This is a genomic window from Thalassospira povalilytica (assembly GCF_002844235.1).
GTDB lineage: Bacteria > Pseudomonadota > Alphaproteobacteria > Rhodospirillales > Thalassospiraceae > Thalassospira > Thalassospira povalilytica.
The window spans coordinates 83,257-105,564 of record NZ_PGTS01000006.1 but is presented as its reverse complement, the minus strand read 5'-3'; the positions used below and the strand labels follow the sequence as shown (position 1 = coordinate 105,564).

Sequence of the window (22,308 nt, the reverse complement as noted above, 5' to 3'; positions counted from 1 at the left end):
GCTGCCTACGGATATGTCGTGTCGTTATTAGGTGATGTTGAACCGTGCCAGTGCCTCGGCCAGGTCTTCACCAAATGCATTGCCCTTGCGGATGATTGCCGTGCGGCACGGAAGATCCTGCAAGGACGGGTGGTTCGGTGCATCGGACGTCAGAACAGCCGTCGGGATGGCGCGGGTTTTTGGCATGGCCTGCAACGCATTGGCCAGATCAACACCGCTCAGCTCATCAATGGTTTTGGCAACAATGATGAAGTCGGGGCGGGTGCGAACGGCAAGTTCGATGGCCTCGAACGAGGTCTGCGTCACGGAACTGCGATAACCGCATGCGGCGAGTTCGCGTTCAAGAATGGTTGCCATGGAGCGCTGCGGGATCACCAGCAATGCTTCGACATTGGCCTTTTTAAGCCAGTTCGGATCAATGTCAGGGGCACGTTTGGACGGCAACTCACGGACAAATTCCGCGGTATCGGTGCCGCCGGCGGTCATGTCACCTTCAAGCAGGCTTTGGATCTTGTCGACAAAGGCCTGGATATCTTCGATGGAACCTTCATTCAGTTCCTTGCAGGTGGTGACATAGTCGGCCAGACGATGACTGGTCAGATTGATCAGTGGTGCCGCAACCGATTTGCCCTTGTAACGCAAGTTGAAAACTTCGCGCTGGATAGAGGTCAGGTGTGCGGGATCGCTTTTGCCACGCGCATTTTGCAGATGGACATCAATCGCACTGATAATGTCATGTGCCTCATCGCGAAAATCCGCAAGCATCTGATCGTCGAGATCAACAACATTTTTGTTCATAGCAATACCTGCTTTGCCGGCGTGCCGGTTTGTTTTCTCTGAACAGGTGAAAAGCACCTTCACCCAAACTCCCATATGTAAATTGTTATCCTGACATGTAACCCAAGGCAACAAAATCAATGTGTTGGAATGGCCGTTTTGGCAGTTTGGCGGGTTAAATTTTAAAGTCGGCGAAGGCCAAAAAACAAAGGCCCGGCAATCAGTTGCCGGGCCTTGCGGGGTAACGGGACCAATTGGTCTGCTACGAGTGTCATTTTTTTGATCAAAGGGCGCGAACGGCTTCTAGAACCTCTGCCACGTGGCCTTTGACCTTTACCTTGCGCCAGGCATTGCGGATGACGCCGCTGCCATCAATGACAAAAGTGGACCGTTCAATGCCCATGAATTTTTTGCCATACATGCTTTTTTCTTTCCAGACGCCGAAATCTTCGCACACGTTGCCGTTTTCATCCGATGCCAGAATGAAGTTCAGGTCATGTTTGGCCTTGAACTTGTCATGGCGGCTGACACTGTCCTTGGAAATGCCGATGATCTGGGCATCGACGGCGCTGAAGTCCGGCTCGGCATCACGAAATTCACAGGATTCCGTGGTGCAGCCCGGTGTCATGTCCTTGGGATAGAAATAGATCACCACCGTTTTGCCTGCCAGATCGGACAGCTTGATGCTGTTGCCACCATCAGTTGGCAATTCGAAATCCGGGGCCTTGTCACCTACTTCAAGTGTCATGTTCCATCCTTTGTCTGTCTGTGTCGCTGTGCGATCCGTTCCGCACTGAAAATACAATCCTTTATAAGGATGGCAAGGCCAGCCGGATCATTTCGATCCGGCTATTGTGTGGTTTCGGGCGGGCTGACCTTTTCGGCCGGATCGGCGATGATCCGGTCATAGATCGTTTTGATCCGGGTTGCCGTGGTTTCGATTTTGTCCTGAAGGCTTGCGAAATCGTCACATTTCCCGGCCCGTGCCAGCATCTGTTGCAGGTCGGTACTGGCCCGTGCAGGATCAAACGGCCCTTCGGTCGTCAGGCGCAGCATTGCCTGAAGCGCCAGCCAGAACGACCCGGCATTGGCCAAAAATTCCGCTTCGTCATTTTCAAGAATGCCGGCCGTGCCAAGCCGTTTGAACACGTCGCGTGTCGTGGGCGACAGAATGTCGGCATGGTCATGGGCGTGACGCAGTTGCAAATATTGCGCGATGAATTCCAGATCAACCAGCCCGCCGCGCCGCATCTTGATCGCCCAGGGGTGATTGTCGCCTTTGCCGGCTTCCATGCGGTTGCGCATGTCATAGACCGCGCGCACCAGCTGATCGGGGTCACGTTCCTTGCGCAGAACGGCCGTTGTGGTGGCAATCACCTTGTCACACAGCGATTGCGGCCCATAAACCGGGCGCAACCGCGTAAGCGCCATGTGCTCCCACGTCCAGGCTTCATTGTTCTGATAGGCTTCGAAGCTTTTGAAATGGGTGGCAAGCGGGCCTTTTGACCCGCTGGGCCGCAGGCGAAGGTCGGTTTCAAACAGAACACCTTCGGCGGTGGGGGCGGAAAGGGCGTTGATGTAACGCTGGCTCAACCGGATGAAATAATGCCCGGGTGACAGCGGTTTTTCCCCATCAGACTCTTCGGCTTCTTCGGGCACATCATAGATGAACACCATATCAAGGTCCGACCCCGGGGACAGTTCCTGCCCACCATGTTTGCCAAGTGCAAATACCGCAAGCCCGCCATCGGCAAAGGTGCCGTGCTTGGCGGCGAAATCATCGGCAATGCGCGGGAACAGGGCGCGAATGGCAACATCTGCCACATCGGCCAGTGCACGACCGGCCTCGTGCGGGGTTTGGCGGTTCTGGATGGTCTGAACGTCGATCTGGAATTTCTGGTCATTGGCCCAGCGTCGCGCCACATCCAGCCAGTCTTCGACCATGTCTTCACGTGACAGGCGCGCATCAAGTTCTGCCAGCATGCTGTCGGCATCGGGCAATTCTTCATGGAAGCCCGACATCAGAACGAAATCGAGAACCGACGCGTTGCGTCCAATATATTTGGCCATACGCGGGGCGGTTCCGGCGATCTGGGCCAGAAGTTCAAGTAATTCCGGGTGCGCGGTAAACAGCGAGAACAGCTGAACCCCGGCCGGAAGACCCTTCAGGAACTCGTCAAAGGCCCGGAATGCCATATCCGGGTTGGTGGTTTTCGACAGTGCCCCCAAAAGGGTCGGCATCAATTCGGTCAGAATTTCACGCGCCCGGCGTGACCGGGTGGCGCGATAGCGCCCGTGATGCCAGCCGCGCACCGTAACCGATACATTTTCGGCATTCTCAAACCCCATTTCACGCAGATTGGCAAGCGTGTCGGGATCGTCTTCGGTGCCGGTAAAGACCAGATTGCCGGTTGTGCTGTCGCCGGTCAGCGGCGTGTCGTCTTCAAACAGTTCGGCATAGTTGTTTTCAACATTGCGCAGATGAAGCAGCAAATGATCCTTGAACGCATCAAGTGTCGCATAGCCAAGGAATGTCGCAAGGGCGCGCAGCCCGTCATCCGTATCGGGAAGAGTCTGGGTCTGCTGATCATTGATCATCTGAAGCCGGTGTTCGACCGTGCGCAGAAATTCATAGGCCGCCAGCATTTCATCGCGGACTTCCTCGGATACCTGTCCGAATTTGGTCAGGGCGCGCAATGTGTCACATGTCGCCTTGCCACGCAGGGCAACTTCGCGTCCGCCCCAGATCAATTGCTGTGTCTGGGCGAAAAATTCGATCTCGCGAATGCCGCCGCGGCCAAGCTTGATGTTATGGCCGGGAATGTTGATCTTGCTGCCGCCCTTATGGGCGTTGATTTGGCGCTTGATCGAATGAATGTCCTGAATGGCAAGGAAATCGAGATGTTTGCGCCATACGAACGGTCGCAGGATTTCCAGAAACTCGTTGCCGGCCGCCCGGTCGCCGCCAACAATGCGGGCCTTGATCATGGCCGCACGTTCCCAGTTCTGCCCCACCGTTTCGTAATAGGTTTCAGCCGCAATCATCGACAGGATCGGCGGGGTCGATGCCGGATCGGGACGCAGGCGCAAATCGGTTCGAAACACATAGCCGTCCCCGGTGCGTTCTTCCATCACGCGCGTGATGTCACGCACCATACGCACCAGATCCTGTTGCAGGCGATCCTCATCAAGGTAGGTGACAATATCCTGATCATACAGGAAGATCAGGTCGATATCGGATGAATAGTTCAGTTCACCCGCACCCAGTTTTCCCATACCGATCGCAAAGATCCCCGATCCTTCAAGCGGGTTTTGGGGATTGGGCAGGTCATATTTGCGCTGGCGCGCCATCGCACACAGGCAATGGGCCATGGTGAAATCAAGTGTGGTTTCCGCAGTTTCGCTGATCGCTGATGTGACTTTATCAAGCGGCCAGGCCTTGCAGATATCGGCCATCGCAATCACCAGTGCGGCCCGGCGTTTTGCCTTGCGCACCGTGGACATTGTTGTCGCTTGATCAAGATCACGGGCATCCGCACTTTGCCGCACCGGATCCAGTGCGGTGGCAAAGGCATGATCAAGGCCGCTTTCGAATACTTCGCAAACAATGTCGGGATCGCGCAGGCACAGATTGGTCAGATAGGGGCTGTTGCCAAACAGGGCCGCCAAAACCGCCTTGCTTTGGGCATTGGACGCAATATCGCCAATTTTGGATGCCAGACTTTCAAATGCCGGGCGATCGCCAAGGGCGTTCCATCGTTCAAACGCATTGGCAACACGTTCGGCATCAAAGGGTTGGGGCAGGTCCTGTGAAATCCAGGAAAGAGACACTTTTTGCTTTCCTTGTATTGCGAAAAGGTAACGAACCGGGCTATGCACAAACTTGTGCCTGATTGCATGCTCTTGGCAAGGAGATTGCAACCCCGATCATACGGGTGACTGTCTCTATGTAGCTTTTCTGCGATCGGACAAAAAGGGATTAGATCAATACTGGCAGTTCCGGTGATATCTGTTTCGTCTTGCAGAACGGAAACACCGGCCAGAACGTGTGCAGTGGTGCTATTGCGACATATGATATCAGGAAAACAGGATAAATAAGGGTGCGCCTCGTTAAAAGCTTTGCTGGATGGCTGGCGCTGATTTTGTCGGCGGTCGTGCTGTTTGTTGGCGTATTTGCAGCAGTCACCATCTGGCGACTGTCTCAGGAACCTGTGTCCTTGCACCGCATTACCCCCTATATCGTTGATCATCTTAACAAGTCGATGGGTGAAAACCGGCTGTCTGTTGGTGACGTCGTTTTGCGCTGGCGCGGATGGGCCGAAAAATTTGATGTCGGTTTGCGCGATGTGGTGATCATTGGCGGGGATGATCGTGAACTGCTCCATATTCCCGAAGCAGACGTGGTGTTTTCCAGCAAGGCCCTGTTTGAAGGGGTTCTGGCACTTCGTGAATTGAACCTGATCGGGCCGCGCATTCGCCTGGAACGCCGCGCCAACGGTCAGATCGATATCGGCTATGTCGCCGAAAACTCCGATGGGACAGCACCTCTTGCCGGACCGGACGAAGACACATCCGTCGAACCGCAAGACCCGGTTTATGACAGCGGGCGGGGGGCGTCGGTCACAATCGATTTGCCCGAAAGTGACGCTGCGCAACCGGTTCTTCCCGAAACCACCGAAATACAGCCCGCACCGCAAACACCCGATGATGAAACCGATGTAGCAAGCGCGCCGATTGAAAGATCCGGCAGCGAAATCCTGCGCGATGTGGTCTCGATCCTGTCTGGCGAACGCACCGATTTTCCGGCTGCGGCCTATTTCGAAAGTTTCGGGATTGTAAATGCCGACCTGCAGGTGCGCGATGAACAGCTTGGCATCGTCTGGGCTGCGCCGCAGGCGGAAATTCTGTTGTCGCGCAAGCCGCTTGGCATCGGGGCCGAAGCCTCCTTGCAGGTCAGTGCAGGTGCCTTGTCGACCCGGGTCAATGTCACCGGCGATTACAGCACAAGCAGCGGTGAAATCGATCTCGAAGCCCGCATCGGCGAGGTGGAGCTTTCCGATCTGGTCAGCATCTCTGACATCTTTGAACCGATGCGCGATGCCTATGTCCCGGTGTCGGGGGTAATTCGTGCCAAATATGATGTCAGTGGAAAGCTGGTTTCTGCTGCGACCGATCTGGAAGTCGGAAGCGGGGTGATTTCACTGCCATCCGAAATCCGCGCGACCTATCGGGTCAATGACGGCAAGATCGTCACAAGCTATGTACCGGGCCGGTTCAGTGTTGATGACGTGACGCTCAATGTCGGGGATGCCACGGCATCGGTTACCGGTGTTGTGCTTGATCCGTTTGGCAAATGGCAGCTTAGTCTGGATGCCAAGGCAACCGATGTGGCCACAGATGATCTGGATCGGCTTTGGCCGGAATCGGTTGGCGAAGATGCCCGTATCTGGGTTGTGACCAACCTGTCGGACGGCATTGTTCATCAGGCCACCCTGCATACCGAACTTCATCAGGATGACGCCGGCGACGTGGTGCTTGATGCGCTGGGCGGACAGATGACGATGTCCGGTGTCACGGTGCATTATCTGGGGGATATGCCCGATGTGCATGATGCCGGTGGTCGTGCTGAATTCGATGAAACCAGTTTCAATATCTATGTTGATCGCGGACAGGCAGACGGGCTGACTGTAACGGATGCCAGCATCCTGTTCACCAAACTTGACGAACCGGTTCCGCTTGCCGAAATCGAAGTGGTCGCCAATGGCAGTGCGCGCAAGGCGCTTGAACTGATCGAAGCACAGCCACTTGGCTTTGCCACCCGCCTTGGCATTGATCCGGCCCAGATTGCTGGTGAACAGGCGACCCGCGTGCGCCTGAATTTCCCGTTGCTGCGCGATGTGACATTCGACGATGTCGAGGTCGCGGCAGCATCGCGCATTCAAAAGGCCAGCATCACCAACGCGTTCCGCGAACTTGATGTCAATAACGGCAGTTTCGAACTTCAGGTCAACACCAAGGGGCTGGAACTGACCGGTACGGCATCGATCGGTAAGGGCAAAACCGCGATCAACTGGGTTGAAAGTTTTGATACCGCGGCCAAAATCCGCAGCCATTATAGCCTGTCTGGCGATCTTGATCTGGCGGTGATGCCCGATGTGGAACTTGATGTTGCGCCCTATCTTGCCGGGATGGGCAAGGGCAAGGTCGAAATCAGGGTTCTGGATGACCGGGTCGAGATCAAGGGGGATGTGGCGCTTAATGATGTTGCCATCACGCTTCCGATGGAACGGGTCAACTACACCAAACAACCCGGTGCCGAAGCCAAGGCAAGCTTTGATGTGGCTGTGCGTTATGAAGGTGGTGGCACGCTTAAATCCTTTGCTGTGATGGCACCGGCACTGGTGGCGTCCGGCACCGGCAAATGGCGCGGTGAAAACCCGATTGCCGATCAATGGTCCTTTGAAATCGACAATACCCGTTTTCGTGAAAACACCGGTCTTTCGGGAACGATCAGGCTTGCCAATGATGACAGGATGCTGGTCGACCTGCGCGGCGCGCAGTTTGACTTGCGACCGTTTGTCGAAGATGAAACATCGCCTGAGCCCGCAGAAGGCAGCGATACCAAACCGTCGGAAAAACGCAATGTCATTGTCAATCTGACCGGTGGCGGCTTCCTGCTTAAGGGGGCGGAGCCGCTGCTCAATGATGGCAAGGTCACCTTCCGGCAGAATAATGAAAATCGCGAAATCGAAATCACCGCCCGTCAGCTGATCGCAACCCCCTGGATCCTGTCGGATGACGCCGAAGATACCGGCAAGCCAAAGGATGCCAAGGCACCAAACAGTGGCGGCATCGGACAACGCGCCAGCCGCGAAGGTGGAACGACCGAGATCTTCCTCGATATCGAACAGATGGTGATGGCCAATGGCGAACTGTTTGGCGATGTCAAAGGATCGATCCATGTTGTCGGACAGGAATGGGACCGGCTGGTTCTGAATGGTTCGCTGGCGGACCGGGCCACCATATTTGCACAGGTCAGCCGCGATGATTTTTCCACCCGCAAGGTCAGTCTGACGGCCGAAGATGCCGGTAAATTCCTGCGGGCGCTTGATATGTATGAAAACCTTCTGGGCGGGAACATGACGGTCGAAGGCACGGTCGATGAAAGCGACTTTGCCCAGCCCTTTACCGGATCGGTCAGGATCGGCGATTTCCGTGTCGTCAACGCACCGATTGCCGCACGTGTCCTGGGGGCAGCATCTCTTTCGGGGCTCAGTGACGTTTTGCAAGGAAACGGCATTTCCTTCACCGAACTGAATGGCGATTTCACCTATGTGAATGACGTGCTGACCTTGTCAAAGGTCGCTGCCAACGGCACCGCGGTTGGTGTTACCGCGAACGGATCGATTGATCTGGCAAAATCCGAAATCCGTCTGGCCGGGTCGATTGTGCCGATCTATGCCATCAATTCGGCCCTTGGCGTGATTCCGATCCTTGGCGATCTTCTGGTGGGGGAAGAAGGCGGGGGCATCTTTGCGCCGACCTACACCATCGAAGGCGACCTTGGCGAACCTGATGTGACGGTCAATCCGCTTTCGACATTTGTGCCTGGCGTGCTTCGCAACCTGATTACCGGTGCCGAGCCCGGCTAAGGCCCGGACCAATCAAGTTGATCGGCCCGGAAACGGGACGATGTTAGCGCTAACACACGAAAAAAGCCCCGCGCAAATTGCACGGGGCTTTTTTAGATTTTGACCGGATATGTGTGATCAGACCGGCTTGATCAGGACATGGCGCTTCTTGCCAGCAGACACCTTGATCACGCCGTCGGCATTCACTGCATCTGCGGTGATGTTGGCATTTTCGTCGCTGACTTTTTCGTCATTGATCTTTGCACCGCCGCCCTTGATCAGACGGCGTGCATCGCCACCGGATTTGGCAAGATCGGCACGACGGAACAGATCGAAGGCCGGGATACCGGCATCAAGATCGGCCTTGGCGACTTCCACGGTCGGAAGATCGTCGGCCAGAACACCTTCTTCAAAGGTTTTGCGTGCGGTTTCAGCAGCGGCAAGGGCTGCTTCTTCGCCGCGGCAAAGTTTGACGGCCTCGAATGCCAGAACTTTCTTGGCTTCGTTGATTTCCGAGCCTTCAAGTTTTGCGTATTCGTCGATCTGTTCAAGCGACATCTCGGTGAACAGGCGCATGAACTTGATGACGTCGGCATCTTCGGTGTTCCGCCAGAACTGGTAATAGTCATAGGACGACAGGCGTTCTTCGTTCAGCCACACGGCACCGGCCGCGGTTTTGCCCATCTTGGCACCCGATGCGGTGGTCATCAGCGGGGTCGTCAGACCAAACAGGGATTTCTCGTCAACGCGACGACCCAGTTCAACACCATTGACGATATTGCCCCACTGATCCGATCCGCCCATCTGCAACATGCAGCCATAGTTGCGGTTCAGTTCGACAAAGTCATAGGCCTGAAGGATCATGTAGTTGAATTCAAGGAAGCTCAGCGACTGTTCACGTTCCAGACGCAGCTTGACCGAGTCAAAGCTCAGCATCCGGTTGACCGAGAAATGGCGACCGAAATCACGCAGGAATTCGATATAGTTCAGTTTGTCGAGCCAGTCGGCATTGTTGACCATGACCGCATCGGTCGGGCCATCGCCAAAAGTCAGGAACTGCTGGAAGACTTTCTTGATGCCCGCCATGTTGGTGGCGATAACTTCGTCGGTCAGAACCGGGCGCGCATCATCACGGCCGGTCGGATCGCCAACGCGCGTGGTGCCGGCCCCCATGAGAACGATCGGCTTGTGACCGGTTTTCTGCAACCAGCGCAGCATCATGATCGATACAAGCGATCCGACATGAAGGCTGTCTGCGGTGCAGTCATAACCCACATAGCACACCACCGTATTTTCCGATGCATAGGCATCAAGGCCTTCAAGATCAGTACATTGGTGGATGTAACCGCGGTCATGCATGACGCGGAGAAAATCAGACTTCAGTTCAGTCATGGTTTTTGCGCTATGTTGGTTGTGATAGAAAATTCGACCCGCCCAAAGTGCGGAGGCGATGATCTAGCACAGAAAACATGCGCTGGGCAACGCATCGGCGCGCAGATCTGCAATCCGGGTAACGATTTCACCAGAATTTGGCGTTAACCTGCGCAAACAACCCGAAATACCATGCGGAGCACGACATGACGCAAGACTGGATCACGGCAATCGGAATGATGAGCGGCACGTCACTTGATGGTGTCGATGCGGCTCTGATTGAAACCGATGGCATTGATGTGCGTCGTCTTGATCAGTCTGTTTTTGTGCCCTATGCGCCGGAGCTGCGCGAACGGATGCGTGAATGTTTCGGCAATCGCAGTGCCACCAATTCCGAACATGTCGTGGCAGATGATTTGACACAGGTTCATGTTGATGCCGTTAACATGTTGCTGGCCAAGGCCGGGATGTTGGCCGGCGATATCGGGATTATCGGCTTTCACGGGCAGACCGTGTTTCATGAACCGGCATCGGGGCTGACCCGTCAGATCGGAACGCCGCATATGCTGGCGGAAAAAACCGGCATTCCGGTGGTCGCCGATTTCCGTCTGGCCGATGTTGCCGCGGGGGGTGAAGGCGCGCCCCTTGCCCCGATCTATCATGCCGCCCTGATGAAAAGTGCCGGGGTTGAACCGCCGGTGGCGGTGCTTAATATCGGTGGCGTGTCCAATGTCACGTGGATTGGCGATGGTGCAGACGGGACGGATCTTCTGGCATTTGATTGCGGGCCGGGCAATGCGCGTCTTGATGACTGGATGTTGCGCCATACCGGCAATCCGGTTGATCTGAATGGCGCGACGGCGGCGTCCGGAACGGCGGACCCGATGGTCGAAATCAAGTTCCTTGAAGACCCGTATTTCGACCGTGTGCCGCCAAAGTCACTGGACCGCGAAGACATGGCTGCGCGCATTGACGGTCTGGTGGCCGAGGCAAGGCTGAATGTTTCTGACGGTGCGGCAACGCTTGCCAATTGCACGGTTGCCGCCATCGTCGCGGGGGTGAACCATTTGCCAGTCGCGCCCAAAAGCTGGTTTGTCTGTGGGGGCGGACGGCATAATCAATATGTGATGGAAACGCTTGCAAGTCGTCTTGGCGTGCCGGTGCGTCCGGTCGATGACCTTGACTGGGATGGCGATGCGGTCGAGGCGGAATGCTTTGGCTATCTTGCCGTGCGTCATTTGCGCGGCTTGCCGCTCAGTTTCCCGGGGACGACCGGGGTGCCCACGCCGTGCTGTGGCGGGAAGCTTTATCCAACGAAAAAGGCCGCCTGATCAGGCGGCCTTGATTTCGAGATCGTCAGACATGCTGGCGGGCGGTTATGCGCCGCGCTTGTCGAGATAGGCGATCGAATGCTTGATCACGTCATCTTGCTGTTTGGCAAAATAGTGATCGGCACCGTCAATCGTGCACATGTCGACTTCGATGCCTTTCTGGGCATTGAGCTTGTCGGCAAGCTTGTTGACCGAGGCAACCGGAATGTTGGTGTCCTGTGACCCGTGGATCAGGATGCCCGATGACGGGCAGGGGGCCAGGAAGGTGAAGTCATATTCACTCGCCGGGGCTGCAACCGAAATAAAGCCGTCAATTTCCGGGCGGCGCATCAAAAGCTGCATGCCGATCCACGAACCGAACGAATAGCCGGCAACCCAGGTTGCGCGCGCATTGGCATTATAGGTCTGCATCCAGTCAAGCGCAGATGCCGCATCCGAGAGTTCACCGATGCCCTGATCGTAAACGCCCTGCGAACGTCCGACGCCGCGGAAGTTGAACCGCATGACGGAATATCCGCGATCCTTGAACATGTTGAACATGTTAAAGCACAATTTGTTATTCATTGTGCCACCCTGCTGCGGGTTCGGATGCAGGATAAGTGCGATGGGCGAATCGTCAGCGCCGTTATGGTGATAGCGACCTTCAAGGCGACCTTCGGGGCCGTTAAAAATGACCTCAGGCATGGATCAGACTGCTCCTGTCCACGAATGGAATGAAGTGTGTAACAAAAATATCCGAGTCTTTTTGTAAGTTTTTTCGTCTTTGCGCATAAATTGCTTTGGGCAAATACTTGACCAAGTTACTCGGTTATCCTATATTCCGGCTAACCCGATGGTGCCGACAAAACCCGATCTTGCGAGTGTCGCGAGGCCGGGCGTAGGCGTGGCTGCCGGGAATCGAAGGTACTAATTACACAGTGGACCGCCCCATGTTCAAGATAATTCGTCAGGAAATTGACGCGATGATTGCCCGCGACCCCGCGGCACGCTCCCGCTGGGAGATCGCGCTCTGTTATCCGGCGTTTCATGCGATCATGGGATATCGTGGCACACACTGGCTTTGGCAGCGCGGTTTCCGCATCACGGCGCGTTTTCTTTCGCAGATCATGCGCTGGCTGACCGGGATTGAAATCCATCCGGGTGCAACCATCGGCAAGCGGTTCTTCATTGATCACGGCATGGGTGTCGTGATTGGCGAAACTGCCGAGATCGGTGATGACGTAACCCTGTATCAGGGGGTAACCCTTGGCGGGACATCGCCCAGTGTGAATAGCGACGGCCAGCGCGGGCTGAAACGCCATCCGACACTTGAAGATGGTGTGATTGTCGGGTCCGGGGCGCAGATCCTTGGTCCGTTCACCGTGCGCAAGAATGCCCGTGTCGGCGGCAATGCCGTTGTGCTTTCCGAAGTGCCCGAAGGGGCAACTGTGGTGGGTATCCCCGCCAAGATCGTTCGCCGCGAGGCCGATGATCGTTTCTGTGCCTATGGTACGCCGCTTGGTGATCTGCCCGATCCGGTGGCGCGCGCCCTTGAAGAGCTTGGCCGCGAGGTACAGTCGCTGCGCAATCAGGTAACGGCACTCGAAGCCGAAAAGTCCGGCGCAGCGGGAAAATCGGGTGGTGATGTGACGCCGGAAAAACCGCGCATCGTCGCATCGTCGGAATAATTGGCGCCTATCGCGCAAAGTCGAATGAAAAGCCCGCTGTCAGGTCCGGGGAAACCCGAACCCAGGCAGCAAGGCAGGAGGACGCACCGTGAAGCTGAGTACCAAAGGCCGCTATGCCGTTATGGCGATGGTCGATCTCGCTGAAAGCAGCAAGGACCGACCGGTCGCACTTGCAGATATTGCGGACCGTCAGGAAATTTCGCTGTCCTATCTTGAACAGCTGTTTGGCAAATTGCGCAAAGGCGGACTTGTCCGTTCCGTGCGCGGCCCGGGTGGTGGTTATCTTTTGGCCCGAACGGCCGATGAAACCCGTGTGGCCGATGTCATTCTGGCTGTTGACGAGCCGATCCGCGCAACCCGTTGCAAGTCCGGATCGCCCAAGGGCTGCAAGGCCAACAAGGGCCGCTGTCAGACTCATGAATTGTGGGAAGAACTGGGCAACCAGATTTATCTCTATCTTGCATCGGTAAGCCTTGCAGATGTTGTGGATCGCAATGTCAGCGGATCGCTTCGGGTCTTCCCGGGCAAAACAACTCAAATAGAAGAGCCGTCACAGGTTGCGGCACAGTAAATGCTCCTCTATATCGAGAGCAGATGCGAATAAGGATGATTACAAACTGATGGCCGACCAGGTTTATCTCGACTACAACGCAAGCGCGCCGCTGTGCCCCGAGGCACGGCAGGCCATGATCGCTGCGATGGATGTTGCAGGTAATCCGTCATCGGTTCATGCCAGCGGACGTGCCGCGCGCAAGATCGTCGATCATGCCCGGCGCACCATCGCGGATCTGGTGGGCGGTGATTCCGAACGGATCATTTTCACCAGCGGCGGGACCGAGGCCAACAACCTGGCGCTGAACGGACTTGAAGACGTAACGGTCTTTACCAGTGCCATCGAGCATCCCTCTGTCATAGAGGGGCGCGTGGATGCAAAACGCATTCCGGTTGATGGCAATGGTGTGGTTGACCTTGATGCGCTTGAAACGATGCTGAAGGAAGCATCGGCTGCCGGGCAGAAGGTTCTGGTTTCGGTCATGCTGGCCAATAATGAAACCGGCGTGATCCAGCCGGTGGCCAAAGTGGCGCTGCTGGCGCGTGAATACGGGGCAAAGGTCCATTGTGATGCCATTCAGGCATTGGGCCGTCTGCCGGTGGATATGGGGCGCTTGCTGGTTGATATGGTGTCGGTTTCGGCCCATAAGATCGGCGGACCCAAAGGAATTGGCGCTTTGGCGATCGCGCCCGGCGTAATGCTGGTGCCGCAGATCCGGGGCGGTGGACAGGAAAAATACCGCCGTGGCGGCACCGAAAACGTTCTGGGCATTGCGGGCTTTGGCGCCGCGGCCGAACGGGCAGGGGCCCAGTTGGCGAACATGGCGAATGTTGCGGTCTTGCGCGACCGCCTTGAAACGGAATTGGCATCAGAAGCACCCGAGCTTCTGATCGCTGGTAAGGGAACGGAGCGACTGGTGAATACAAGTTGCCTGATCTTGCCGGGAATGCCGGGGGAAACCCAGGTTATGGCGCTGGATCTGGCAGGTGTTGCCATCAGTTCGGGATCAGCCTGCTCGTCAGGCAAGGTACGTGAAAGCCACGTGCTTAAGGAAATGGGGGTTTCCGATGCCGGATCGGCCATCAGGGTCAGTCTGGGACTGGAAACCACCGACGAAGATATTGATACATTTATCCGTGTTTGGAGCCGGATGAGGGGCAATGCAGCGCGTAAGAAAGCGCGTCACGCTGCCTGACAAGAGAGTGAGTGAGGAAGCCTTAAATATGAACGAGCTTAAAGCAAAGCCGATCTATCTGGACTACCAGGCCACGACGCCGACCGACCCGCGTGTCGTCGAAGCGATGCTGCCGTATTTCACCGAGAAGTTCGGTAACCCGCATTCCCGCAACCACAGCTTTGGCTGGGAAGCCGAAGATGCCGTTGAAGTCGCCCGTGCCCAGGTTGCCAAGATCATTGGCGCATCGGCCAAGGAAATCATCTTTACCTCTGGTGCGACTGAATCGAACAACCTCGCACTCAAAGGTGTGATGAAGTTCTATGGCAAGAAAAAGCCGCACCTGATCACGGTCGTGACCGAGCATAAATGCGTGCTCGACAGTGCCCGTCACCTTGAGCAGGAAGGTTACAAAGTGACCTATCTTGGCGTTAAGGAAAACGGCCTGATCGACCTTGAAGAACTCAAGGCTGCGATCACCGATGAAACCGCACTTGTTTCCGTCATGGGCGTGAACAACGAAATCGGTGTCATTCAGCCGCTGAAAGAAATCGGTACCATCTGCCGTGAACGCAAAGTGTTCTTCCACACCGATTGCGCACAGGCCGTTGGCAAGATCGATCTTGATGTCGAAGACATGAATATCGATCTGATGTCGATTTCCGGTCACAAGATCTATGGTCCTAAAGGCATCGGCGCGCTGTTCGTCCGCCGTCGTCCGCGCGTTCGCGTTATCGCCCAGATCACCGGTGGTGGTCAGGAACGCGGCATGCGTTCGGGTACGCTTCCGACCCCGCTGATCGTGGGTCTTGGCAAGGCATGTGACATTCTGTCCAACGAAATGGCCGAAGAAAACGCCCGTATCGCTGAACTGCGTGATTACACCTTGCAGCGTTTCCGTGATCGTCTTGCCGACATTTATCTGAATGGCGACGAAAAAGAACGCGTTTGTGGCAACCTCAATGTTTCCTTTGCCTATGTCGAAGGCGAAAGCCTTCTGATGGACATCAAGAACATTGCGGTTTCGTCGGGTTCGGCATGTACCTCTGCATCGCTTGAGCCGTCCTATGTTCTGCGTGCGCTTGGCGTTGACGAAGAACTTGCACATACCTCGCTTCGTATCGGCATCGGCCGTTACACCACCAAGGAAGAACTCGATACCGCTGTCGATGCGATCTGCACTGCGGTCGAGCGTCTCCGCGAGATGAGCCCGCTTTGGGAAATGGCCCAGGAAGGTATCGACCTCAAGTCGATCGAATGGGCTGAGCACTAAGAAGCGCCTGAATAAACGTCATTGTCTCGCGAGAGACCACAAGAAGATTGGAGAGAAATCATGGCTTATAGTGAAAAGCTGATCGACCATTACGAAAACCCGCGCAACGTTGGTTCCATGGACAAGAACGAACTGTCTGTTGGTACCGGCCTTGTTGGTGCACCGGCTTGCGGCGACGTCATGAAGCTGCAGATCAAGGTCACCCCGGAAGGCATCATCGAAGACGCAAAGTTCAAGACCTTTGGTTGCGGTTCGGCGATTGCGTCGAGCTCGCTGATCACCGAATGGGTCAAGGGCAAGTCGCTTGATGAAGCCGGTTCGATCAAAAACTCGCAGATTGCCGAAGAACTGGCGCTTCCGCCGGTCAAGGTTCACTGCTCGATCCTCGCTGAAGATGCCATCAAGGCAGCCATCAGCGACTACAAATCCAAAAACGGTGCGGCTGACGCTGCTGAATAAGCAGCGTCCCAACCGCCACGTTTTCCGGAATTTGGGAGAATACCATGGCTTTACCGTCACCGATTTCTGTCACGCCAGTTGCCCTTGATCACATCAAGGCGTTGCTTGATAGCCGCGGCAAACCGTCGCATGGCATTCGGCTTGGTGTGCGCAGCAAAGGGTGTTCGGGCCTGTCTTACACGCTTGAATATGCTGACGATGCCAGCGGCTTCGAAGAAGTTGTCGAGCTGGAAGACGGCGTGAAAATCCTGATCGACCCGAAAGCCATCATGTTCGTGCTCGGCACGGAGATGGATTACGAGGTCAACAAGATGGAAGAAGGTTTCGTCTTCCGTAACCCCAACGAAAAAGGTCGTTGCGGGTGCGGGGAATCCTTCCACGTCTGATCGGCCGGGCTTTCCCTGCTTTCTGTTTGGTCATGGCCCCGGTTTCATCGCCGGGGCCATCGGCTGAAAAGGGCGGCCTGATCCATCGTCCCGGCTGCCTTTTGACTGATTTGTTATTGTTTTAATCCTCGGAAGTGCATCGCGTGAGCAATACAGAACATCCGGCACACAAAGCTTGCTGGTCCTGCAAGGGGCCGGTCGAAGTCAGCGCACTGTTTTGTGATACCTGCAACGCCATTCAGGCCCCGGGTCAGCTCGACCATTTCAAACGGTTCGGTCTGGAACGGTCCTTTGACGTTGATATCGACGCGATGGAGGCAACCTACCTCAAACAGCAGCAGCAATTGCATCCCGACCGTTTTGCATCGAAATCCGGTCGCGAGCAGGCTCTGTCATCCCAGCAGGCTGCCAGCCTGAACGAGGCTTTCGAGACCCTTAAAAACCCGGTGTCGCGCGCCCATTACATGTTGCGTCTGGCCGGGATCGAACCCGAAGGCGGCGAAGGCCATACTGTCAATGATCCGGAACTTCTGATGGAAGCGATGGAAATGCGCGAGGCACTTGATGATGCCGATGACAGGATCACCATCGATGCAATGATCAAGGATACCCGCAAACAGGCGCGCGCCTGTGAAAAGGACCTTGGCCAGGCACTCGATCAACAGTCATATGACGTTGCCAAAAAACTGACCACCCGCCTGAGATACCTGATGAAAATGACCGAGGAAGCGCGCGCGAAGAAATCGCGCCTTGCCGCTGCCTGATCATTTCAAATAACCGATACGGATAGAATTCATGGCTCTGCTTAAAATCCACGAACCGGGCGAAACGCCGCTCCCCCACGAGGACGAGCGCCAGATCGCTGTTGGTATCGATCTGGGTACCACCAACTCGGTCGTTGCGATTTCACGCGGCGAAAAGCCCGAAGTCCTGCGCGACAAATCCGGTGGCAATGCGATTGTGCCGTCTGTTGTCTATTATGGCGATGACGCACCGGTGGTTGGCGAAGACGCCCGCGAACATATCAATACCGATGCCAATCGTGTGGTGTCCTCGGTCAAGCGCCTGATGGGGCGCGGGCTTGAGGATGTCAAATCCGTTGCCGGTACGCTGCCCTATGACGTCGAAGTCCCCGAAGGCAGCGACGATGGTGCGGGTGAACCGATGATGGTGCGCCTCAATGTCGGCGGGCGGGTTCTGACCCCGGTTGAAGTGTCGGCCGATATTCTGCGTGCCCTGCGCGCACGCGCCGAAGAAGGTCTTGATAAGCCGGTCGAAAAGGCGGTGATCACGGTTCCGGCCTATTTCGATGACGGGGCACGTACCGCGACCAAGGATGCGGCGAAGCTTGCCGGGATCGAAGTTCTGCGTCTGGTCAATGAACCGACCGCAGCCGCCCTTGCCTATGGCCTTGATAACGGGGCAGAGGGGCTTTACGCCGTTTACGATCTTGGCGGCGGGACGTTTGATATCTCGCTTCTGAAAATGCAAAAGGGCGTTTTCCAGGTCAAGGCGACCGGCGGTGACGCCGCCCTTGGTGGCGATGATTTCGATCACGCCATTGCCGAACATCTTCTGGCTGAGCGCAAGGACGGCGGTGCAGCCGACTCCCTTGATGCGTCGGATGCCAAACGGCTGTTGAAAACCGCACGCAAGGTCAAGGAGGGCCTGACCGATCAGGATGCGGTCGAGGTCTCTGTCGATCTGAACGGATCGGTGACCAGCCATACCGTAACCCGCACCGCGTTCGAAGCAATGATCGCCAAGCTGGTATCGCGTACCATCGCGATCACCGAACAGGTACTTGATGATGCCGATATCCTGCCCGAAGACGTCAAGGGCGTGGTGCTGGTCGGCGGGTCAACCCGTGTGCCTGCGGTGCGCAAGGCGGTGGCCGATCTGTTTGAACAGGAACCGCTGTCTGATATTGACCCGGACGAGGTCGTGGCCCTTGGCGCCGCCCTTCAGGCCGAGGCGCTGACGGGGGGCTCTGACAACCTTCTTCTTGATGTCACGCCGCTGTCGCTTGGTCTTGAAACCATGGGCGGGATTGTTGAAAAGGTCATCGACCGCAACACCCCGATCCCGGTCGCCAAGGCCCAGGAATTCACCACCTATCAGGATGGCCAGTCCGCCATGATGATCCATGTGGTGCAGGGCGAACGCGAAATGGTCGATCAGTGCAGGTCACTGGCCCGGTTCGTTTTGACCGGCATTCCGTCAATGGCGGCCGGTGCCGCGCGGATCCGTGTGCAGTTCAATGTTGATGCCGATGGTCTTTTGACGGTTTCGGCACGCGAAGAAACCACCGGCACCGAACAGGAAGTCGCGGTTAAGCCGACCTATGGCATCAATGAAACCGATATGGCCAACATGCTGCGCGACAGTATGGTCCATGCCCGCGAAGATATGGAAATGCGCGTCCTGACCGAAGCACGGGTCGAGGCACGGCGCAATATCCTTGCGGTCCGGGCGGCCATGGCAGCCGACCGTGCGCTTCTGAGTGCCGAGGACGAAACCAGTATCAACAACGCCATCACCGCCCTTGAGACGGCGATGGCCGGCGATGATCGCGATGCGATTAACGAGGCCGCCGAGGCCCTTGAAAATGCGTCGCGACCCTTTGCCGAAACCCGAATGGATAGCCGGATCAGACAGGCGCTTGCCGGTCAAAATGTCGATGAAGTGAATTAATCGGCACCGGTGGAATTGACAAACCGGTCAAGTACGGCGATTGTCCCGAACAACCGCCAAGGTCAGGGCCGGACAATTGCGTTGTGACAAGCAGCGCAGCAAACAGAGATCGAACGAAAAGTATTACCGAGGAGAAAGGCACAGATGCCTAAGATCGTTTTTGTTGAGACCGATGGCACCGAAAAGGAATTCGAAGTTGCCGACGGCCTGTCCGTTCTGGAAGCTGCCCATAAGAACGGCATTGACCTTGAAGGTGCATGCGAAGGTTCGCTGGCTTGCTCGACCTGCCACGTTGTTCTGGACGAAGAATGGTTCGACAAACTTGACGAGCCGTCCGAAGACGAAGAAGACATGCTTGATCTTGCTTTCGGCCTGACCGAGACGTCGCGTCTTGGCTGCCAGATCATCATGAGCGACGAACTCGACGGCCTGCGCGTCAAGCTGCCGGCTGCGACCCGCAACATGATGGTCGACAAGTAAGTTTGACCTTCTTTTGACCGGTGTGTTTTGCGCCCCGGGCACCAAAGGAGACGGATATGCGTTGGACAGATATTCAGGACATCGCGATCGAGCTTGAGGAAGCCCATCCTGACAAGGATAACCTCAACCTTCGCTTTACCGACCTGCATAAATGGGTCTGCGAGCTTGAAGGTTTCGAAGACGATCCCGAGAAATCGAACGAAAAGATTCTCGAAGCCATCCAGATGGCCTGGATCGACGAACGCGAAGACTGATTTCGAAAGGGTTGAGACGTGCGCCTTTCGGCCTGCACCCTGACCACGAAATATCAGACCAGCCTGCTTTGCGCGGGCTGGTCTGTTTTTGTTTGAATGACCGCCATCACCGCCATGATGGCTGATACCGCAAAACGGGACGAAACATCCATGAGCCAGACCGCCACCTTTACCGATATCATTCCGGACGACAGCCTGTTTGGCAAATTGCGTGCGCGCGCAACCGACGCCTGGGAAAGCTATGTCTGCCATGACTTCGTCAAACAGCTTGGTGCCGGCACATTGCCCGAAGCGGCCTTCAAGCATTATCTGATCCAGGATTACCTGTTTCTGATCCAGTTTTCGCGCGCCTATGCGCTTGCGGTCTACAAGGCCGAAGATTTGACCGCCATGCGCCAGTTTTCGGGCACCGTGCATGCGATCCTTGATATGGAAATGAGCCTGCATCTTGAATTCTGCAAAGGCTGGAGCCTGTCCGAGGCCGATATCATTGCCGAACCCGAAGCACGCGCGTGCGTGACCTATACCCGCTATGTGCTGGATCGCGGTGTGCAGGGCGATGTGGTTGATCTTCAGGTTGCCCTGATGCCCTGTATGGTTGGCTATGCCGAAATCGCAAACCGCCTGATGGCAAGTTCTGATACAAGGCTGGACGGCAATCCGTACCGGGCATGGATTGAAATGTATGCGTCCGCCGAATTCCAGGACGTGGCCAAGGCTGAAATCGATTTGCTGGAACATACCGTCGCCAAGCGCGGCGGTCATGATCGCATTGATGGTCTGGTCGATACCTTTGCCATGGCTAGCCGCCTTGAAGCCGATTTCTGGCAGATGGGACTTGATCTGGCAAAATAGGCGAACATCGCTTATATAAGCTCGAAATATTGCGTGCGGGTGGCGGAAATGCCGCCCGTTGCCTTTTTGGATTAACTTCTTGTCGCTGCGGCCTTGACCCGCAGATGGGTGGGAAAAATGAACTCTCTTGGCTTTGATAAGGCCCCTGAAGACACGCGCGTGGTTGTGGCCATGTCGGGTGGTGTGGACAGCTCCGCGGTTGCGGCCCTTCTGAAATCGGAAGGCTATGACGTGGTCGGCATCACGCTTCAGCTTTATGATATGGGTGCCAATGCACCGACCCGTGCGAAATCCTGCTGTGCCGGGCGCGATATTTACGATGCGCGCAAAGTGGCCGAGGATATCGACATTCCCTATTACGTGCTCGATTACGAATCACGCTTCCGCGAAGAAGTGATCGATGATTTTGCCGACAGCTATATGCGCGGCGAAACCCCGATCCCGTGCGTGAAATGCAATCAGACCGTCAAATTCCGTGACCTGCTTGAAACGTCCTATGACCTTGGCGCGGATTGCATGGCGACGGGCCATTATGTGCAGCGTAAACTCGGTGCCGATGGGCGCGCGCAGCTTCACCGTGCGGCTGATCCGAACCGCGATCAAAGCTATTTCCTGTTCACCACCACCCAGGAACAGCTCGATTTCCTGCGCTTCCCGCTTGGTCATCTGATGAGCAAGGCCGAAACCCGTGCCCTTGCCGCCAAGTTTGGTCTTGAGGTCGCCGACAAGCCCGACAGCCAGGACATCTGCTTTGTGCCCGATGGCAAATATGCCCGTCTGGTCGAACGCCTCCGTCCCGAAGCCGGTGAGCCGGGCCAGATCGTTGACCTTGATGGCAATGTCATGGGTGATCACCGCGGCCTGATCCATTACACGGTCGGGCAGCGTCGCGGCCTTAATATCGGGGGCACGGCAGAGCCGCTTTATGTCGTCAAGCTGGTCCCGGAAAAACGTCAGGTCGTGGTTGGCCCCAAGGCCGCCCTTGCCAAGAAAATGGTCTATGTCAAAGAGCTCAACTGGCTTGATGGCGACCAGATCGATGAAAACGGGGTCGAGGTCGAAGTCAAACTGCGCTCGGCCATGCAGCCGACCACGGCAACCGTCTTCCCCGAAGCCCGCGGCGAGGCCCGCATCGAACTCCATGATGCCCAGTTCGGCATCGCCCCGGGGCAGGCCGGTGTGTTCTATCAGGGCGAACGCGTCCTTGGTGGCGGCTGGATCACCCGCGAGGAGCTGATCAGCAATACCGCGACAGCGGCATAAGGCGGCATGGCCACAGGGCGAGCAGCGGAATCATAATCCGCGTGTCGGGGGTTCAAGTCGTTCCAGCGCTACCAATGCCTGCCTTTTCGTACGGAAAGGCGGGCTAGGGCAGATAAACTTCATCTGTTGATTGAGGTGAA

At 56.2% G+C, this 22,308-nt stretch carries 19 protein-coding genes; 14 read left to right on the top strand and 5 right to left on the bottom strand.

Features of this window, described 5'->3' with window-relative positions; genetic code table 11:
• Positions 1 to 27 precede the first annotated feature (27 nt).
• From CU041_RS15900 to CU041_RS15890, 3 genes are all read right to left on the bottom strand, one after another.
• Positions 28 to 798 carry a response regulator gene (locus CU041_RS15900; RefSeq protein ID WP_068518537.1) on the bottom strand — a complete coding sequence of 257 codons (771 nt, stop codon included), beginning with the start codon at positions 796 to 798 and terminating at the stop codon, positions 28 to 30.
• A gap of 262 nt (positions 799 to 1,060) precedes the next feature.
• Positions 1,061 to 1,525 carry a thioredoxin-dependent thiol peroxidase gene (bcp, locus tag CU041_RS15895; protein WP_101247657.1) on the bottom strand — a complete coding sequence of 155 codons (465 nt, stop codon included), beginning with the start codon at positions 1,523 to 1,525 and terminating at the stop codon, positions 1,061 to 1,063.
• 101 nt (positions 1,526 to 1,626) lie between these two features.
• A complete protein-coding gene (locus CU041_RS15890; protein WP_101247656.1) occupies positions 1,627 to 4,608 on the bottom strand; it encodes a bifunctional [glutamine synthetase] adenylyltransferase/[glutamine synthetase]-adenylyl-L-tyrosine phosphorylase in 2,982 nt (993 codons plus the stop codon).
• Positions 4,609 to 4,877: 269 nt separating this feature from the next.
• Between CU041_RS15890 and CU041_RS15885 the strand changes: the two genes are divergently transcribed.
• Complete coding sequence (locus CU041_RS15885) at positions 4,878 to 8,429, top strand: YhdP family protein (RefSeq protein ID WP_101247655.1); 3,552 nt, start codon at positions 4,878 to 4,880, stop codon at positions 8,427 to 8,429.
• A 117-nt stretch (positions 8,430 to 8,546) separates the two neighbouring features.
• Here CU041_RS15885 and tyrS read toward each other — a convergent pair whose 3' ends face one another.
• The gene (tyrS, locus tag CU041_RS15880) at positions 8,547 to 9,800 is read right to left on the bottom strand and encodes a tyrosine--tRNA ligase (protein ID WP_068518533.1); all 1,254 of its coding nucleotides are present in this window, start codon (positions 9,798 to 9,800) and stop codon (positions 8,547 to 8,549) included.
• A 185-nt stretch (positions 9,801 to 9,985) separates the two neighbouring features.
• Here tyrS and CU041_RS15875 point away from each other — a divergent pair, with 185 nt between their 5' ends.
• Positions 9,986 to 11,110, top strand: coding sequence for an anhydro-N-acetylmuramic acid kinase (locus tag CU041_RS15875; RefSeq protein WP_101247654.1), 1,125 nt, complete (start codon positions 9,986 to 9,988; stop codon positions 11,108 to 11,110).
• Positions 11,111 to 11,155: 45 nt separating this feature from the next.
• Here the strand turns inward: CU041_RS15875 and CU041_RS15870 are convergent, their stop codons facing one another.
• The gene (locus CU041_RS15870) at positions 11,156 to 11,794 is read right to left on the bottom strand and encodes an alpha/beta hydrolase (protein ID WP_068518531.1); all 639 of its coding nucleotides are present in this window, start codon (positions 11,792 to 11,794) and stop codon (positions 11,156 to 11,158) included.
• A gap of 245 nt (positions 11,795 to 12,039) precedes the next feature.
• On the opposite strand from CU041_RS15870, the gene cysE reads away from it, so the two are divergent.
• The 12 genes from cysE (at position 12,040) to mnmA (ending at position 22,168) form a co-directional block, all read left to right on the top strand.
• On the top strand, positions 12,040 to 12,777 hold the full coding sequence (cysE, locus tag CU041_RS15865) for a serine O-acetyltransferase (protein ID WP_101247653.1): 738 nt from the start codon (positions 12,040 to 12,042) through the stop codon (positions 12,775 to 12,777).
• 88 nt (positions 12,778 to 12,865) lie between these two features.
• Positions 12,866 to 13,348 carry an Rrf2 family transcriptional regulator gene (locus CU041_RS15860; RefSeq protein WP_068518530.1) on the top strand — a complete coding sequence of 161 codons (483 nt, stop codon included), beginning with the start codon at positions 12,866 to 12,868 and terminating at the stop codon, positions 13,346 to 13,348.
• Between the two features lie 49 nt (positions 13,349 to 13,397).
• Positions 13,398 to 14,525: a cysteine desulfurase family protein gene (locus CU041_RS15855; protein ID WP_101247652.1), complete on the top strand. Its 1,128-nt coding sequence runs from the start codon at positions 13,398 to 13,400 to the stop codon at positions 14,523 to 14,525.
• A 28-nt stretch (positions 14,526 to 14,553) separates the two neighbouring features.
• On the top strand, positions 14,554 to 15,777 hold the full coding sequence (locus CU041_RS15850) for an IscS subfamily cysteine desulfurase (RefSeq protein ID WP_068518528.1): 1,224 nt from the start codon (positions 14,554 to 14,556) through the stop codon (positions 15,775 to 15,777).
• A 60-nt stretch (positions 15,778 to 15,837) separates the two neighbouring features.
• Complete coding sequence (gene iscU / locus CU041_RS15845) at positions 15,838 to 16,236, top strand: Fe-S cluster assembly scaffold IscU (protein ID WP_068518527.1); 399 nt, start codon at positions 15,838 to 15,840, stop codon at positions 16,234 to 16,236.
• Between the two features lie 44 nt (positions 16,237 to 16,280).
• The gene (locus tag CU041_RS15840) at positions 16,281 to 16,622 is read left to right on the top strand and encodes a HesB/IscA family protein (RefSeq protein ID WP_068518526.1); all 342 of its coding nucleotides are present in this window, start codon (positions 16,281 to 16,283) and stop codon (positions 16,620 to 16,622) included.
• Positions 16,623 to 16,765: 143 nt separating this feature from the next.
• On the top strand, positions 16,766 to 17,386 hold the full coding sequence (hscB, locus tag CU041_RS15835) for a Fe-S protein assembly co-chaperone HscB (RefSeq protein ID WP_101247651.1): 621 nt from the start codon (positions 16,766 to 16,768) through the stop codon (positions 17,384 to 17,386).
• Positions 17,387 to 17,417: 31 nt separating this feature from the next.
• Positions 17,418 to 19,316: a Fe-S protein assembly chaperone HscA gene (gene hscA, locus CU041_RS15830; RefSeq protein ID WP_101247650.1), complete on the top strand. Its 1,899-nt coding sequence runs from the start codon at positions 17,418 to 17,420 to the stop codon at positions 19,314 to 19,316.
• Positions 19,317 to 19,460: 144 nt separating this feature from the next.
• Entirely contained in the window at positions 19,461 to 19,796 is a 336-nt protein-coding gene (locus CU041_RS15825) for a ferredoxin family 2Fe-2S iron-sulfur cluster binding protein (protein ID WP_101247649.1), read from the top strand.
• A 56-nt stretch (positions 19,797 to 19,852) separates the two neighbouring features.
• Positions 19,853 to 20,050 (top strand): Fe-S cluster assembly protein IscX, encoded by a 198-nt coding sequence (gene iscX / locus CU041_RS15820; RefSeq protein WP_068518522.1) that lies wholly within the window; start codon positions 19,853 to 19,855, stop codon positions 20,048 to 20,050.
• 150 nt (positions 20,051 to 20,200) lie between these two features.
• Entirely contained in the window at positions 20,201 to 20,905 is a 705-nt protein-coding gene (gene tenA / locus CU041_RS15815; protein WP_101247787.1) for a thiaminase II, read from the top strand.
• A 117-nt stretch (positions 20,906 to 21,022) separates the two neighbouring features.
• Positions 21,023 to 22,168, top strand: coding sequence for a tRNA 2-thiouridine(34) synthase MnmA (gene mnmA / locus CU041_RS15810; protein WP_101247648.1), 1,146 nt, complete (start codon positions 21,023 to 21,025; stop codon positions 22,166 to 22,168).
• Positions 22,169 to 22,308 lie beyond the last annotated feature (140 nt).